Source organism: Micrococcus sp. EWR3.9.1 (assembly GCF_052615555.1).
The window spans coordinates 303146-319579 of record NZ_JBQXFD010000001.1; the positions used below are offsets into that span (position 1 = coordinate 303146).

General features: G+C 73.8%; 14 protein-coding genes. All 14 read right to left on the reverse strand.

Going from position 1 to position 16434, the window contains the following annotated elements:
- Window positions 1-69: 69 nt before the first annotated feature.
- Window positions 70-2892 (reverse strand): translation initiation factor IF-2, encoded by a 2823-nt coding sequence (gene infB, locus ACUJ8O_RS01450; protein WP_371506803.1) that lies wholly within the window; start codon window positions 2890-2892, stop codon window positions 70-72.
- A gap of 191 nt (window positions 2893-3083) precedes the next feature.
- On the reverse strand, window positions 3084-3383 hold the full coding sequence (locus ACUJ8O_RS01455; RefSeq protein ID WP_223246455.1) for a YlxR family protein: 300 nt from the start codon (window positions 3381-3383) through the stop codon (window positions 3084-3086).
- A gap of 84 nt (window positions 3384-3467) precedes the next feature.
- Window positions 3468-4454: a transcription termination factor NusA gene (gene nusA, locus ACUJ8O_RS01460; protein WP_445373084.1), complete on the reverse strand. Its 987-nt coding sequence runs from the start codon at window positions 4452-4454 to the stop codon at window positions 3468-3470.
- Between the two features lies 1 nt (window position 4455).
- Entirely contained in the window at window positions 4456-5043 is a 588-nt protein-coding gene (rimP, locus tag ACUJ8O_RS01465) for a ribosome maturation factor RimP (protein WP_371506802.1), read from the reverse strand.
- Window positions 5044-5172: 129 nt separating this feature from the next.
- Window positions 5173-5922, reverse strand: a complete 750-nt coding sequence (locus ACUJ8O_RS01470; protein WP_100058664.1) for a sulfite exporter TauE/SafE family protein — start codon at window positions 5920-5922, stop codon at window positions 5173-5175.
- A gap of 43 nt (window positions 5923-5965) precedes the next feature.
- Window positions 5966-7792, reverse strand: a complete 1827-nt coding sequence (locus ACUJ8O_RS01475) for a proline--tRNA ligase (RefSeq protein WP_371506801.1) — start codon at window positions 7790-7792, stop codon at window positions 5966-5968.
- 121 nt (window positions 7793-7913) lie between these two features.
- Entirely contained in the window at window positions 7914-8846 is a 933-nt protein-coding gene (locus ACUJ8O_RS01480) for a GNAT family N-acetyltransferase (RefSeq protein ID WP_440314960.1), read from the reverse strand.
- The gene (gene ispG, locus ACUJ8O_RS01485; protein WP_363788501.1) at window positions 8821-10005 is read right to left on the reverse strand and encodes a flavodoxin-dependent (E)-4-hydroxy-3-methylbut-2-enyl-diphosphate synthase; all 1185 of its coding nucleotides are present in this window, start codon (window positions 10003-10005) and stop codon (window positions 8821-8823) included. The genes ACUJ8O_RS01480 and ispG overlap by 26 nt, the downstream gene beginning before the upstream one ends.
- Window positions 10006-10110: 105 nt before the next feature.
- Window positions 10111-11478, reverse strand: coding sequence for a M50 family metallopeptidase (locus tag ACUJ8O_RS01490; protein ID WP_036338393.1), 1368 nt, complete (start codon window positions 11476-11478; stop codon window positions 10111-10113).
- On the reverse strand, window positions 11475-12659 hold the full coding sequence (gene dxr / locus ACUJ8O_RS01495) for a 1-deoxy-D-xylulose-5-phosphate reductoisomerase (RefSeq protein ID WP_445373097.1): 1185 nt from the start codon (window positions 12657-12659) through the stop codon (window positions 11475-11477). Before dxr ends, ACUJ8O_RS01490 begins: the two co-directional genes overlap by 4 nt.
- Before the next feature lie 190 nt (window positions 12660-12849).
- Window positions 12850-14472 carry a solute symporter family protein gene (locus ACUJ8O_RS01500; RefSeq protein WP_036314064.1) on the reverse strand — a complete coding sequence of 541 codons (1623 nt, stop codon included), beginning with the start codon at window positions 14470-14472 and terminating at the stop codon, window positions 12850-12852.
- A complete protein-coding gene (locus tag ACUJ8O_RS01505; protein WP_036314063.1) occupies window positions 14469-14843 on the reverse strand; it encodes a DUF485 domain-containing protein in 375 nt (124 codons plus the stop codon). The genes ACUJ8O_RS01500 and ACUJ8O_RS01505 overlap by 4 nt, the downstream gene beginning before the upstream one ends.
- Before the next feature lie 185 nt (window positions 14844-15028).
- Window positions 15029-15907 (reverse strand): HpcH/HpaI aldolase/citrate lyase family protein, encoded by an 879-nt coding sequence (locus ACUJ8O_RS01510; RefSeq protein ID WP_036314062.1) that lies wholly within the window; start codon window positions 15905-15907, stop codon window positions 15029-15031.
- Complete coding sequence (locus ACUJ8O_RS01515) at window positions 15904-16434, reverse strand: MaoC family dehydratase (protein WP_036314061.1); 531 nt, start codon at window positions 16432-16434, stop codon at window positions 15904-15906. The genes ACUJ8O_RS01510 and ACUJ8O_RS01515 overlap by 4 nt, the downstream gene beginning before the upstream one ends.

The following is a 16434-nucleotide window of genomic DNA, read 5'->3' on the forward strand; positions in this document are numbered from 1 at the left end:
TTCCGGTGGTGATGGTTCAGAGGGTGGGACGCGGAGGGCGGGGGCCCGTGCGGGCCCCCGCCCCGGCCGTCAGACGCGCGGCTTCTCCTGCATCTCGAAGGTCTCGATCACGTCGCCCTCCTTGATGTCGTTGAAGCTGCCCAGGCCGATGCCGCACTCGTAGCCCTCGCGGACCTCCGTGGCGTCGTCCTTGAAGCGGCGCAGCGACTCGATCTTGAGGTGCTCGGAGACCACCACGCCGTCGCGCACCAGGCGGGCCTGGGCGTTGCGGCGGATGAGGCCCGAGCGCACGAGCGAACCGGCGATGTTGCCCCACTTGGAGGAGCGGAACACCTCGCGGACCTCGGCCGAGCCGAGCTCGACCTCCTCGTACTCCGGCTTCAGCATGCCCTTGAGCGCGTTCTCGATGTCGTCGATCGCGTCGTAGATCACGCTGTAGAAGCGCATGTCCACACCCTCGCGGTCGGCCAGGTCGGCGACCCGCTCGGCGGGGCGCACGTTGAAGCCGATGATGATGGCGTTGTCCACGGTCGCCAGGTTCACGTCGTTCTGCGTGATGGCGCCGACGCCGCGGTGGATGACGCGCAGCTGCACCTCGTCCTCGCCGACCTCGATCTTGAGCAGCGAGTCCTCGAGCGCCTCGACGGCACCGGACGCGTCGCCCTTGATGATGAGGTTGAGCGTGTCCAGCTTGCCCTCGGCCACGGCCTGGTCGAAGTCCTCCAGGGTGATGCGCTTGCGGCGCTTGGCCAGCTGGGCGTTGCGGTCCGCGGCCTCGCGCTTCTCCGCGATCTGGCGGGCGGTGCGCTCGTCGTCGGTGACGAGGAACGAGTCGCCGGCACGCGGCACCGCGGACAGGCCGAGCACCTGGACGGGACGCGACGGATCGGCCGCCTCCACGGCGTTGCCGTTCTCGTCGAACATGGCGCGCACACGGCCGTGGGCGGAGCCCACCACCATGGTGTCGCCCACGCGCAGCGTGCCGGTCTGCACCAGCACGGTGACGACGGCGCCGCGGCCCTTGTCGAGGTTGGCCTCGATGGCCACGCCGCGGGCGGCCTTGTGCGGGTTCGCCGTGAGCTCGAGGGCGGCGTCCGCGGTGAGCAGGATCGCCTCGAGCAGCTGGTCGATGTTGATGTTGCTGCGCGCGGAGACGTCCACGAACATCGTGTCGCCGCCGTACTCCTCGGGCACGAGGCCGTACTCGGTGAGCTGACCGCGGATCTTGTCCGGGGCGGCGGTGTCCTTGTCGATCTTGTTGACCGCCACCACGATCGGCACGCCGGCCGACTGGGCGTGGTTGAGCGCCTCGACGGTCTGCGGCATGACGCCGTCGTCGGCCGCCACCACCAGCACGGCGATGTCGGTGACCTTCGCACCGCGGGCACGCATGGCGGTGAACGCCTCGTGACCCGGGGTGTCGATGAAGGTGAGGCGACGCTGCTCGCCCTCGTGCTCCACGGGCACCTGGTAGGCGCCGATGTGCTGCGTGATGCCGCCGGCCTCGCCCTCGATGACGTTCGAGGAGCGGATGGCGTCCAGCAGACGCGTCTTGCCGTGGTCCACGTGGCCCATGACGGTGACGACCGCGGGGCGCGGCTCGAGGTCGGCCTCGTCCTCGTTGGCCGCCTCGGCCTCGAGGTCGATGTCGAAGGCCTCCAGCAGCTCCTTGTCCTCGTCCTCCGGGGACACGATCTGGACCTTGTAGCCCAGCTCGTCGCCGAGCAGCTGGAAGGTCTCCTCGTCGAGGGACTGGTTGGCCGAGGCCATCTCGCCGAGGGTGAAGAGCACCTTCACCAGGTCGGCGACGTCGGCGCGGATCTTCTCGGCGAAGTCGGCCAGGGACGCGCCGCGGCGCAGGCGCAGAACGGTGGTGCCGTCACCCTTGGGGACCTTGACGCCGCCGATCTCACGCGTGTGCTGCTGCTCGAACTCCTGGCGCTTCGCGCGCTTCGACTTGCGTCCCTTGCGCGGGCCGCCGCCGCGCCCGAAGGCGCCCTGGGCGTTGCCGCGACCGCCACGGCCGCCCGGGCCGCCGGGACGACCCGGACCGCCACCGGGGCCGCCGCCCGGACGGCCACGGCCGCGGGCCGGCTGCGGGGCCGGGGTGATCTGCTTGGGCATCATGCCCGGGTTCGGACGCGGCCCACCGGGGCGGGGACCGCCGGCGCCCGCGGCCGGGCGCGGACCGCCCGGACGGGGACCGCCGGCACCGGCCGGCGGACGGGGGCCGCCCGGACGAGGCGCGCGGTCCTCACGACCGGAGCGCATGCCCTGCGAGGGGGCGAACGGGTTGTTGCCCGGGCGCGGAGCACCGCCACGGCCGCCCGGGCGGGCGCCCGGACGAGACCCGGCGGAACCGCCCTTGGGGCTGAACGGGTTGTTGCCGGGACGCGGGGCGTTGTTGCCGGGACGCGGGGCGCCCGGCTTGGGCGCGGAGGCACCCGGCTTGGGCGCAGCGGCGCCCGGCTTCGGCGTGGCCGACGGCTGCGGGGCCTTCGCCTCGGCCGGGGCGGCCGGGACCTGGGCGGCCGGCGTCGGTGCGGCGGGGCCGGGGGTCGGGGCGACGCCCGGCTTGGGCGCGGCGGTGCGGCCCGCGGCGGGACCGGGCGCCGGGGCGCCGGCATTCGACGTGGGGGCCGCGGCGCGCGGCGACGGGGCGGCCGCCGGCTTCGGCGCGGCGGAACGGCCCGGGGCGGCGGGCGTGGAACCGGGCTTGGCGGCGGACTTGCCGGCACCCGGGTAGGCGTTGCGCAGCTTCTTGACCACCGGGGGCTCGATGGTGGACGAAGCCGAGCTGACGAACTCGCCGAGGTCCTTGAGCGTGCTCAAGGCCTCCTTCGAGGTGATGCCGAGCTCCTTGGCGAGCTCATGGACGCGGACCTTGGCCACGGTTCTCCTGTTCTGGCCCCACGGGCCGGAACGGAGCCGCTCGGGCTGTCCGTCTCAGCGCGTCCTGGGACCGTTGACGTTGCTCCAGGCCGTCGCGCGCACCACCAGGGCACGCGCACCACGGCCTGCCTGATAGCAGGGGGTGAAGTTCATCGCTGGGCACTCATGCTTCAGTGCTCATCGGGTACGCATCAGATCTCTGACCCGCCTTCATCTGTCGGTCTGTCAGCCGGTGCCTCCGCGGTGCGGACCAGCGCGTCGGCGTCGACGGCGGACCGGAAGGCCCGCCCGAACGCACGGCGGCGCAGGGCGAGGTGGAGGCAGTCCTCGCCGGGGTGCAGCCACGCACCCCGGCCGGGACGGCGTCGTTCCGGGTCCCAGACGACGGATGGGGGTTCCGTCGAGGAATCCAGAGCGACGCGCACCAGCTCTTGCTGGTCCGCCCTCGATCGGCATCCGATGCAGGTGCGCACGACCGTCCGAGACGTCATGCATTCACCCCTCACGGGCGTCGGATCGAGAAAGGACCTTATCCATCCTAGCGCGTCCGCGCCCGGATCTGTTCCCGGGGACGGTCAGCGACCCGGGGCGGAGGTGGTGACCCCGTCGCCGACGATGTCGATCCGCCAGCCCGTGAGCTTGGCCGCGAGGCGGGCGTTCTGGCCCTCCTTGCCGATGGCCAGGGACAACTGGTACTGCGGCACCACGGCGCGGGCCGAGTGCTGGTCCGCGTCGAGGATCTCCACCGAGACGGTCGTGGCGGGCGAGAGGGCGTTGGCGATCATCGCGGCGGGGTCGTCCACGTGGTCGATGATGTCGATCTTCTCGTCGTTGAGCTCCGTCATGACGGCGCGCACGCGGCTGCCCATCTCGCCGATGGAGGCGCCCTTGGCGTTCACCCCGGGGCGGGTGGCGCGCACGGCCATCTTGGTGCGGTGGCCGGCCTCGCGGGCCAGCGCCGTGATCTCGACCGAGCCATCCGCGATCTCCGGGACCTCGAGCTCGAAGAGCTTGCGCACGAGGCCGGGGTGCGAGCGGGACACCGTGACGGACGGGCCCTTGGCGCCGCGCGTCGCGGAGACCACGTAGGCGCGGATCCGGCGGCCGTGGGCGTAGTCCTCGCCGGGCACCTGCTCGGGCGGCGGGAGGACGGCCTCGAGGGTGCCGAGGTTCACGTGGACCATGTGGCGGTTCAGGCCCTGCTGGATGACGCCGGAGACGAGCTCGCCCTCCTTGTCCTTGAACTCGCCGAGGACCTTGTCGTCGTCCTCCTCGCGCATGCGCTGGATCATCACCTGGCGCGCCGTGGAGGCGGCCACCCGGCCGAAGCCGTTCGGGGTGTCGTCGAACTCGCCGATGGGCGTGTCGTCCTCGTCCAGCTCCGTGGCCCACACGGTGACGTGGCCGGTCGCGCGGTCGATCTCCACGCGGGCGCGCTTCAGGGCCCCCGGGGTGCGGTGGTACGCCATGAGCAGGGCCTGCTCGATGGTGGGGATGAGGCGGTCCATCGGGATCTCCCGCTCCGCCTCCAGCATGCGCAGCGCGCTCATGTCGATGTCCAACTCATGCCTCCGTGTGCTCGGCCGTGTCCTCGCCCGCGGCGGCGTCGGCGTCGCCGGCCTGCTGAGCGGGGCTCCACTCTACCTGCACGATCGCCGGACCGAGGCGGTCGAGGGCGACCCGCTCGGCGGGCAGCTCCTTGGTCCTCATGCCCTTCTTCGCGGGCGGGCGCACCACGGCCAGCTCGACGTCGTCGTCCGTCACGCCCTTCAGGCGGGCGGTCACAGGCGCGGCGTCGTCGACCGAGACCTCGACGAGACGGCCGACGTTGCGGGCGAAGTGGCGGGGCTCGGTGAGCGGGCGGTCCACGCCCGCGGTGGTGACCTCCAGCAGGTACTCCCCCGCGCCGACGCCGGGCACGTGGTCGCCCAGGGCGTCGAGGGCGGCGGAGACCCGGCCGGAGAGGCGGGCGACGTCGTCCAGGCTCAGGCCCTGGGTGCCCGAGGCGCGATCGAGGACCACCTCGACGGTGCGGTGCTCGGCGGTGCCCGTGGCACGCACCTGCTCCACCACCACGTCGTCGGCCGCCAGGGCCTCCTCGACGCGGGTGCGCAGCTCGGCGAGGTCGTCGCGGCGGTCGGTGCTGTCCATGGGGTGCCTCACTCGTCGGGTCGGGGCCGCCGCGCCACGCGGGCCGGGGCCGGGTCGGGATCCGGGGCCGAGCCTACCGGCGGCCCACGGCGGGGCCGAGTGCTCCCGACCGGGTCGGACGGGGCGGGCTCAGCGCAGCAGCGGGGCGAGGGTGTCCGCGCCGACCTTGACGATGAGCGCGGTCACCACCGTGAGGTACACCACGCGGATGAAGCCGGTGCCGCGGGCGATCGCCATGCGGGCCCCCACGTAGCCGCCCACCAGGTTGGCCACGCCGAGCAGCAGCCCCAGGCCCAGCACCGCGTGCCCCGAGGGCACGAAGTACGCGAGCGCGCCGAGGTTGGTCGCGAGGTTGACCACCTTCGCCTGTGCCGAGGCGTGCAGGAAGTCGAACTTGAGCAGCAGGACCAGCCCCAGGATGAGGAACGTGCCCGTGCCGGGGCCGAGGACCCCGTCGTAGAAGCCCACCGCCGCGCCGAGCGCCACGGCGCGGGCCAGCGCGGTGCTCCGCCGCGGTCCCACGCCGGCGACCTGCCCGAGGCCAGGGCGCACGGCCGTGAACACGGCGACGGCGATCAACGCCACCAGGATCACGGGCCGGATCACGCCGGCCGGCAGATGCGCGGCGACCACGGCCCCGCCCAGGGCCGCCGCGAAGGCGACGGCGGCCATCGGCAGTGCGGTGGACAGATCCTGCCGCAGGCGCCGCCGGTAGGTGAGCGCCGACGTCGCCGTGCCGAACACCGAGCCGAGCTTGTTGGTGGCCAGGGCCTGGATCGGGCTCAGCCCGGGCACCAGCAGCAGGGCCGGCAGCTGCAGGAGCCCGCCCCCGCCCACGACGGCGTCGATCCAGCCCGCCGCGAAGCCCGCGGCGAGCACGAGGACGAGCAGCCCGGCGGTCAGCTCGACGGCGCCGAACCACTCAGCGCCCGTCGCGCACCTCCGCGAGCACCGCCGCGACGGCCCCGTCCACGGGCACGGGGCGCGCCTCGCCGGTGGCACGGTCCTTGAGCTCGAGCTCGCCGTCCGCCAGGCCGCGGCCGATCACCACGGTGGTGGGCACGCCGATGAGCTCGGCGTCCTTGAACTTCACGCCGGGGCTGACCTTCGGACGGTCGTCCACGAGCACGGTCAGGCCCTCGGCCTCGAGGCCCGCGGCGAGGGTCTCGGCGGCGGCGAGGCCGTCCTCGCCCTTCGTGGCGACGACGACGTGCACGTCCGCCGGGGCCACCGCGCGCGGCCACGCCAGGCCCTTGTCGTCGTGGTAGCGCTCGGCGATCGCGGCGACGGCGCGCGTGATGCCGATGCCGTAGGAGCCCATGGTCACCACGACCTGCTTGCCGTGGACGTCGAGGACCTTCAGGTCGAGGGCCTCGGCGTACTTGCGGCCGAGCTGGAAGATGTGGCCCATCTCCATGCCGCGGCGGGTGTGCAGCGGGCCGGAGCCGTCGGGGGCCTCGTCGCCCTCACGCACCGCGGTGGCCTCGAGCACGCCGTCCCACGTGAAGTCGCGGCCGGCCACGAGGCCGAACACGTGGCGCTGGTCCGCGTTCGCGCCGGTGATCCACGCCGTGCCGGGGGCGATGCGCGGGTCCACGAAGAAGGGCAGGCCCGAGACGGAGTCCTCCGCGCCGAGCACCGGGGTGCCCTCGACCGCGTCGACGGCCGCGGGGCCGATGTAGCCCTTCACCAGGGCCGGGTGCGCGGCCAGGTCCGCGGCGGTCGCGGCCTCGAGCGTGGGCTCGCCGACCACGCCGAGTGCCGGGCCCACGGAGGCCTCGAGACGCTTGAGGTCCACCTCCCGGTCGCCGGGCACGCCCACGACGAACGGGCGGCGCTCACCGCCGTCCACCACCGCGGTGACCACGACGCACTTGAGCGTGTCCGCGGCGGTCCACGGCTCGCCCTCGCGCGGGGCCAGCTGGTTGGCGACGTCCACGAGCGCGGCGATGGTGGTGGAGACCGGGGTGTCCTTGACCTCGGCGGCGGGCAGGGCCGCCATGGCGGCCTCGTCCAGCGGGGCGGGGGCCACCGTGGTGACGGCCTCGACGTTGGCCCGGTAGCCGCCGTCGGATTCGACGAAGGTGTCCTCGCCCACCTCGGTCGGGTGCAGGAACTCCTCGGAGCGGGAGCCGCCCATCGCACCGGAGGTGGCCCGCACCGGCACGACCTCGAGGCCGAGGCGGTCGAAGATCCGCAGGTAGGCGGCCCGGTGGGCCTCGTACGCGGCGTCCAGGCCGGCGTCGTCCACCGTGAAGGAGTAGGAGTCCTTCATGATGAACTCGCGCCCGCGGAGCAGGCCGGCGCGCGGGCGGGCCTCGTCACGGTACTTGGTCTGGATCTGGTACAGGTACGCGGGCAGGTCCTTGTACGAGGAGTACAGGTCCTTCACCAGGAGCGTGAACATCTCCTCGTGCGTGGGGGCCAGGAGGTAGTCGTTGCCCCGGCGGTCCTGCAGGCGGAACAGCCCGTCGCCGTACTCCTCCCAGCGGCCCGTGGCCTCGTAGGGCTCCCGCGGCAGCAGCGCCGGGAAGTGCACCTCCTGGGCGCCGATCGCGTCCATCTCCTCGCGCACGATCCGCTCCACCTTGGCCAGCACCTTCAGGCCCAGCGGCAGCCATGAGTAGATGCCCGGGGCCGCGCGACGGATGTAGCCGGCACGGACGAGGAGCCTGTGGCTCGCCACCTCGGCCTCCGACGGGTCGTCGCGCAGGGTGCGCAGGAACAGGGTGGACATGCGCAGGGGCATGACGGGGCCTCCTCGGACGGGCTCGCGCGGTCGGGGGCGGCGCGCGGGACGGGACGACGCCGGCACGGGGGTGCCCGACGTCCTGACCGCCGATCCTATCGCCCGCGCAGGGTCCGCCGGGTCAGTACAGGACGGTCGCGAACGTGCCGCGCCGTTCGAACCCCACGCGCTCGTACGTGCGCAGCGCGGGGGTGTTGTACGCGTTGACATAGAGGCTGACCACGGGCGCCTGGAGGCGCACGTAGTCCACGACGGCGGCCATCGCCGACGCCGCCAGACCTCGGCCCCGCGCGGCGGGGGCCATCCACACGCCCTGGATCTGGGCGCACCGGGAGGAGAGCAGCCCGATGTCCGCCTTGAAGCGCAGCGGGCCGCCCGCGTCGCGCGGGCCCGGGTCGATGAAGACGCGCCCGGCGTGGATCAGCCGCTCGACGCGGTCCCGGTACTGGGCCGCGCCGCCGGCGAACGGGGAGAAGCCGAGCTCCTCCTCGAACATCGCCGCGCTGGCCGGCAGGACGCGCGCGAAGTCGCGTGACTGCGCCTGCACCACGTACGGGTTCGGGTCGATCCCCCCGGCCGCGCCCAGCACGAGCAGCGGCTGGTCGGCGCGCACGGACCGGGACCGGTGGCCCGCGGCGGCGAGGGCCTCGCCGGCGGCCAGCACGGGACCGGCCGGGCCGTAGATCGACCCGTACCGGCGGCGCAGGGCGGCGGTCGCCGCGCCGAGCGCCTCCGCGTCGCCCGGCGCCCAGCCCGCGTCCGGGGCCTCGGACGCGGCGACCGGCACCACGTTCGAGCCGATCCAGACGGCCGCGCGCAGCCCCCCGGCGCCCCGGGCGTCGTCGTCGATCCCGAGGAACAGGGTGCCCGCCGCTCCCCCGCGCGGGCCGGCCAGGCGGCCCGCCTCCAGCAGGGAGTCCACGAACACGTTGGACACGGGGGCGCGGGCGGACAGGGCCGCGAGCGCGGCAGTGTCCGCGTCGGTCAGCAGGCGGACGCGGTCTCCCGTGGCGGCCCGGACCTCCCGGTCAGTGGACGGAGACCACCGGGGCACCGGCGGCAGCCTGGTCACCGCCGTCCTCCCCCAGGTCCATCTCACCGGCGATCCGGTTGGCCTCCTCGATGAGGGTCTCCACGATCTGATCCTCGGGCACGGTGCGGATGACCTCGCCCTTGACGAAGATCTGGCCCTTGCCGTTGCCGGAGGCGACGCCGAGGTCGGCCTCGCGGGCCTCGCCCGGCCCGTTGACGACGCAGCCCATGACGGCCACCCGCAGCGGGACCTCGAGGTCCTGGAGGCCCTCGGTGACCTGCTCGGCCAGCGTGTACACGTCCACCTGGGCGCGGCCGCACGAGGGGCAGGAGACGATCTCGAGCTTGCGCTCGCGCAGGTTCAGGGACTGCAGGATCTGCAGGCCCACCTTGACCTCCTCGACGGGCGGCGCGGAGAGGGAGACGCGGATGGTGTCGCCGATGCCCTGGCCGAGCAGGTAGCCGAAGGCGGTGGCGGACTTGATGGTGCCCTGGAAGGCCGGGCCGGCCTCGGTGACCCCGAGGTGCAGCGGCCAGTCACCCTGCTCGGCGAGCAGCTCATAGGCGCGGGCCATGATCACCGGGTCGTTGTGCTTGACGGAGATCTTGAAGTCCTTGAAGCCGTGCTCCTCGAAGAGGGAGGCCTCCCAGACCGCGGACTCGACGAGGGCCTCCGGGGTGGCCTTGCCGTACTTCTTCAGCAGACGCGGATCCAGGGAACCGGCGTTGACGCCGATGCGGAGGGAGGTGCCGTGGTCCGAGGCGGCCTGCGCGATCTCCTTGACCTTGTCGTCGAACTTCTTGATGTTGCCCGGGTTCACGCGCACGGCGCCGCAGCCGGCCTCGATCGCCGCGAACACGTACTTCGGCTGGAAGTGGATGTCCGCGATCACGGGGATGGTGGACTGCTGGGCGATGACCTTGAGGGCCTCGGCGTCCTTGTCCGTGGGGCAGGCCACGCGGACGATGTCGCAGCCGGCGGCCGTGAGCTCGGCGATCTGCTGCAGGGTCGCGCCGATGTCGTGCGTCTTGGTGGTGGTCATCGACTGCACCGAGACGGGGTGCTGCGAGCCGACGCCCACCGAGCCCACCTGGATCTGCCGGGTGGTGCGGCGCGGGGCCAGCACGGGCGGCGGGGCGGACGGCATTCCAAGGCTGACGGGCACGGGGGCGCTCCTCATGGGTTCTCGGGGTCGACGGTGCGGGGCCGCCGGGTTCTCCGGTCCATCCTAGGCGCGCGGGTGCCCCGGGGCGCGGGGCGACCGCCCACGGCGAACGGGCCGGGCTCAGAACAGCCGGACCGGCTCCACGATGTCCGCCACGATCAGGAGGACGCCCATGAGCAGCATCGCCCCACCCACCGCGTAGGTCAGCGGCAGCATGCGGGCCAGGTCGAACGGCCCCGGGTCGGGGCGGCCCGTGATCCGGGCCCAGCCGCGGCGCACCGCCTCCCACAGGGCGCCGGCCACGTGGCCGCCGTCGAGCGGGAGCAGCGGGATGAGGTTGAACACCATGAGCGCCACGTTCACGCCCGCGAGCAGGGACAGCAGCAGGGCGGCCTTGTCCGTCAGCGTGGCCTCCTCGAGGGCCGCCGCCTCCCCGGCGATCCGGCCGACCCCCACCACAGACATCGGGCCGTCCGGGTCGCGCTCGGCCGGGGTCACCACGGCGACGGCGGTGTCCCACAGCCGCTGCGGCAGCACGAGGACGACGTCGACGACGCCCCGCACCTGCTGGGCCACGAGCGGGCCGGCGTCGAGCGGGGTGCCGCGGACCGTCTCGAGCTGCGCGCCCATGCCGATGAACCCGACCTCGTGGGTCGCGACGGTCCCGTCCGGGGCCCGCTCGGGCCGGCCCAGCGCGTCCGTCACGGGCCGTTCCGTCAGGCGCGGGGTCAGGGTGGCGCTCATCCGCTCGCCGTCGCGCTCCCACTCGATCCGGGTGGGCTGTCCGGCGCGGTCCCGGATCGCGGCGGAGAGGGCATCCCAGTCGGAGACCGGCTGCCCGTCGAAGGCGAGCACAGTGTCCCCGGGGCGCAGTCCCGCCTCGTGGGCGGGCCCGGCGGGATCGCCCGGGCGGCAGTCCTCTGTCCCGCCGGAGGCGGCGCGGGCCTGCTGCTCCTGCGTCGTGACCACGCACCGGAAGACCTCGGCGACGGTGGTGCTCGGCTGCGAGGTGCCCACCGTGGTGACCAGCAGGGCGGTGACGCCCAGGGCGATGAGCAGGTTCATGAACGGCCCGCCGAGCATGATCACCACGCGCTTCCACACCGGCAGAGCCAGGAAGCGGCGGTGCTCGTCGCCGGGGCGGACCTCCTCGGCGGCCTGGGCCCGGGCGTCGTCGGCGATGCGGCCCAGCTGCTGGACGAAGCCCGTGGACGCCGTGCGGGGCGTCTGCCCGGGCCGCGGCGGGGGCAGCATCCCGATCATCGCGACGTAGCCGCCCAGCGGGACGGCCTTGAACCCGTACTCCGTCTCCCCGCGGCGCCACGAGACGAGCGTCGGGCCGAAGCCGATCATGTACTGCGTGACGCGCACGCCGAAGAGCTTGGCCGGGACGAGGTGGCCGACCTCGTGCAGGGCGATCGAGACCGCCAGGCCCAGCGCGACCGCGAGGACGCCCGCGACGTACCAGAGGATCTCCACGACGGTCACCAGCGGGCCCGCGCCGCACGGCGCGCCCAGATCTCGGCGGCGAGCACGGCGTCCACGGTGAGCGCCGTCGGCGCGGGGTCGTGGCCGGCCGCGGCGAGCACGTCCTCGGGGGCGTAGTCGGCGACGACGGCGCGGACCGTGTCCACGATCCCGTCGAAGGGCAGGGCGCCGGCGTGGAAGGCGTCCACCGCCTCCTCGTTGGCGGCGTTGAACACGGCCATGTGGGTGGGCGAGGCGGCCGCCGCCTCCTTCGCGGCCCGCACGGCGGGGAAGGCCTCCTCGTCGAGGGGCTCGAAGGTCCAGGTGGCCGCCCGCGTCCAGTCGCAGGCCGGGGCCGCGCCCGGGAGCCGGCGCGGCCAGCACAGCCCGAGGGCGATGGGCAGGCGCATGTCCGGCGGGGAGGCCTGGGCGAGCGTGGACCCGTCGACGAACTCGACCATCGAGTGCACGACGGACTGCGGGTGGACCACGACGTCGATCCGGTCCAGGGGTACGTCGAACAGCAGGTGGGCCTCGATCACCTCGAGGGCCTTGTTCACGAGGGAGGCGGAGTTGGTGGTGACGACGCGGCCCATGTCCCACGTGGGGTGGGCGAGGGCCTGGGCGGGGGTGACCGCGTGCAGGGCGGCGCGGTCCAGGCCCCGGAACGGCCCGCCCGAGGCCGTGAGCACGAGGCGGCGGACCTCGTCCGCCGTGCCGCCGCGCAGCGCCTGCGCGAGCGCGGAGTGCTCGGAGTCCACCGGCACGAGCTGCCCTGGTGCCGCGGCGGCCTTCACGAGGGCCCCGCCGACGATGAGCGACTCCTTGTTGGCCAGGGCCAGGCGGTGGCCGGCGTGCAGCGCGGCGAGGGTGGGCCGCAGGCCGATCGAGCCCGTGATCCCGTTCAGCACGGTGTCGGCGCCGGGCCACGCGGCGATCTGCTCGGCGGCGCACGGACCGGTGAACAGCACGGGCCGGGGGGCCAGGCGCCCGAGGCGGGCGGCGGCGTCGGCGAGGGCGGCCCGCAGCTCCCCCTCCCCCGCCGCGGCGGAGCCCACCGCCTCGACCTCGAAGCGCACGGCCTGCTCGGCCAGCAGGGTCGTGTTCGCCCCGCCCGCGAGCGCGACGGCCCGGAGCCGGGCGGGGTCCTGGGCGATCACGTCGAGGCCCTGGGTGCCGATCGAGCCCGTGGAGCCGATCAGGGCGACGGCGCGCGGGGCGCCGCCGTCGTGCGCCGGGGCGGGGGCGGGAAGCGTGTAGTCGGTGAGGGATCCGTGCGTCACCCCGCCATGATGCCAGCCGGGCCTGGACACGGACGGGGGGCCGGCCGGACGGACGCCGCACCGCGACGTCCCGCCCCGCCGGCCCCCGTGGGACCGGGTCAGCTGCGGATCAGTGCTGCACCGGCTTCTCGGCGCCGATGCCGGTGAGGGAGCGGACCTCCATCTCGGCCTGCTTGTCCGGGTCCTCGGCACGCGACGAGGTCACCGAGCCGAGCCAGCCGAGGAAGAAGGCCAGCGGGATGGAGACGATGCCCGGGTTCTTCAGCGGGAACACCGCGAAGTCCGCGCCCGGGATCATCGAGGTCGGCGTCCCGGACATCACCGGGGACAGGACGATCAGGATGATCGCGGAGAGCAGTCCGCCGTACATCGACCACACCGCGCCGCGGGTGGTGAAGCGCCGCCAGAACAGGGAGTACAGGATGGTCGGCAGGTTCGCCGAGGCCGCCACCGCGAAGGCGAGCGCCACGAGGAACGCCACGTTCTGGCCCTGGGCGGCGATGCCGCCGACGATCGCCAGGACGCCGATCACCACTACGGTGATCTTGCCGATCCGCACCTCCTCCTGCGGGGTGAGCGGGTGCTTGGCGATCACGGAGCCGTACACGTCGTGGGCGAAGGACGCCGCCGCCGTGATGGCCAGGCCCGCGACCACCGCGAGGATGGTGGCGAACGCGACCGCCGAGATCAGGCCCAGCAGGATGGAGCCGCCGAGCTCGAACGCCAGCAGCGGGGCTGCGGAGTTCTGCCCGCCGGGCGCGGCCAGGATGCGCTCGGGACCGATCAGCGCGCCGGCGCCGTAGCCCAGCACGAGGGTGAACAGGTAGAACGCGCCGATGAGGACGATGGCCCACACCACGGACTTGCGCGCCTCCTTGGCGGTGGGCACCGTGTAGAACCGCATGAGCACGTGCGGCAGGCCGGCCGTGCCGAGCACGAGCGCGAGGCCCAGGGACACGAAGTCGAGGCGGGTCAGCGCGCTGGCGCCGTACTGCAGGCCCGGCTCGAGGATCGCCTCGCCCTTCGGGTTCTTCTCGACGGCGGCCCCCAGCAAGGCGTTGAAGTCGAAGCCGAACAGGGCCAGCGTCCACACGGTCATGATCCCCGCGCCGGCGATCAAGAGGACCGCCTTGATGATCTGCACGTAGGTGGTGCCCTTCATGCCGCCGATCAGCACGTAGACGATCATGAGCACGCCCACGATCACGATCACGAGGGCCTGGCCGGCCCGGTCGTTGATGTTCAGCAGCAGGGCCACGAGGCCGCCGGCGCCGGCCATCTGGGCCAGGAGGTAGAAGAGGCAGACGGCCATGGTGCCGAAGGCGGCCGCGATGCGCACGGGTCGCTGCTGCAGGCGGAAGGACAGCACGTCCGCCATGGTGAACTTGCCGGTGTTGCGCAGCAGTTCGGCCACCAGCAGCAGGGCCACGAGCCACGCCACGAGGAAGCCGATGGAGTAGAGGAAGCCGTCGTAGCCGTAGAGGGCGATCGCGCCCACGATGCCCAGGAACGAGGCCGCGGAGAGGTAGTCACCCGCGATGGCCGTGCCGTTCTGGGTGCCGGAGAAGCCGCGGCCGCCGGCGTAGTAGTCGGCCGAGGACGCGTTCGTCTTGGACGCGCGGATCACGATCACGAGGGTGACCACCACGAAGGCGACGAAGATGCCGATGTTCACGGCGGGGTTGCCGACCGTCTGCGGGGCGGCCTGGAGCAGGGGGGTGAGCGCGCTCATCGCGTGGCCTCCGGGTTCTCGTGGGCGCCGGCGGCCTCGCGCTCGAGGCGCTCACGCAGCGCGGTGGCGCGGGGGTCCAGGGTCCGGTTGGAGAAACGGACGTAGGCGAAGGTGATCAGGAACGTGGTGACGAACTGGAGCAGGCCGAGGATCAGGCCGAGGGTGATGTTGCCGCCGAGGCGGATCGCCATGAACTCGGGGAAGAACGCGCCGACGATCACGAACACCAGGTACCAGACGAAGAACGCCACGGTCATGGGGAAGGCGAAGGATCGGTGGGTGCGCCGGAGTTCGGTGAACTCCTCGGACTGCTGCGCGGCGCGGAACTGCGCGGCCGTGGGGACCGGCGCCGTGGGCTCGCTGGATGACATGGGCCCTCCGGGGTGCGTAGGACGAATCAGTGTGAGACAGATCACTGTGATGACAACCACACTCTGTCGGGCCCAGGGGTGCGTCGTCAAGCGCACCCCTGGGCCGTGCGCCCCTGTGACAGCCCCGGTGCGCAGCCGTGCGGACACGGCCGCGCCCCGACGGCACGGAGCCGCCCGGGAGCCGGTCAGGCGCCCGCGGGCCGGGCCGCGTCCGCGCGGCGCAGGACCGCGCGGGCCTGGGCGAGGACCACCTCGTCGACCATCGTCCCGTCCAGCTCGAAGGCCCCGTGTCGGCCCTCGGCCGCGGCGAGGACGCGCCGGGCGCGCTCGACGGCCTCCGGGGCGGGCGTGTAGGCGGAGCGCACGACGGGCACCTGGCGCGGGTGCAGGCACACGGTCGCGATGCAGCCCAGGGCGACGGCGTCCTCGGCCTCGGCGGCCAGCCCGGCCTCGTCGCCGAGGTCCAGGTGGACGGCGTCCCATGCGGCCGCGCCGTGGGCGGCCGCCGCCAGCAGCACCGTCGCGCGGGCGTGCTGGACCACGGAGCGGTAGGCGCCCTCGGGGGTGCGGGAGGAGCTGCCGCCCATCGACGCCACGAGGTCCTCGGCGCCCCACATCAGCGCACCCACGTGCGGGTGGGCGGCCAGTTCGGCGGCGGCGAGGATCCCGGCCGCGGTCTCGCACAGGGCGACGACGCGGGTCTGCGGTCCGAGGGCGGCGACGACCCCGTCCACCTGCGCGGCGGACTCGGCCTTGGCGAGCATGAGCGTGCGCCAGCCCGTCCCGGCGAGCATGGCCAGGTCGGCGTCGTGGTCCGCGGTGCCCGCGGGGTTCACGCGCACCACCACGCGGTCCTCGTCCAGCGGGCCGCCGTCGACCCCGCCCGTCGCCCGCCCCGCCCAGGCCGCCGCGACGGCGTCCCGCGCGGCGGGCCGGGCCTCCGGGATGACGGCGTCCTCGAGGTCGAGGATCACCGCGTCCGCTCGCTCGAGCGCCGTGGCGTACCGCTCGGGGCGGTCCGCCGGAGTGAACATGACGGCCGGCCCGAGGGTCAGCGCGCTCATGCCCGCTCCCCCGTGCCTGCGGCGTCGGCGGCCTTCGCCTTGGCCTCCGCGTGTGCCCGCGCGGTCCACATCAGGCACGTGCGCTGGGCGCGGACGACGACGTCGCCGTGCTGGTTCTCCCCCGTCATCGCGAACGTGACGACCCGCTGCCCCGGTCGCGAGGAGGACTCGCGGATCGCGGTGACCTCGGAGCGCCCGTAGAGCGTGTCCCCGTGGAAGACCGGCTTCGGGAACGCGATCTCCCCCAGGCCGAGCTGGGCCACGAGCGTGCCCTGCGTGGTCTGACCGACGGCGAGGCCCACCAGGGTGGACAGCGTCAGCATCGAGTTGACCAGCGGCCGGCCGAACGGCTGGGCCGCCGCGTACGCGTGGTCCAGGTGCAGGGCCTGCGGGTTCATGGTGAGGGTGGTGAACAGGACGTTGTCCGCCTCGGTGAGCGTGCGGCCGGGCCGGTGCAGGTAGACCTGGCCGACCGCCAGCTCGTCCGCGTAGCGGCCCCGCTGCTCGATCTCGACGCGCTCCGTCAC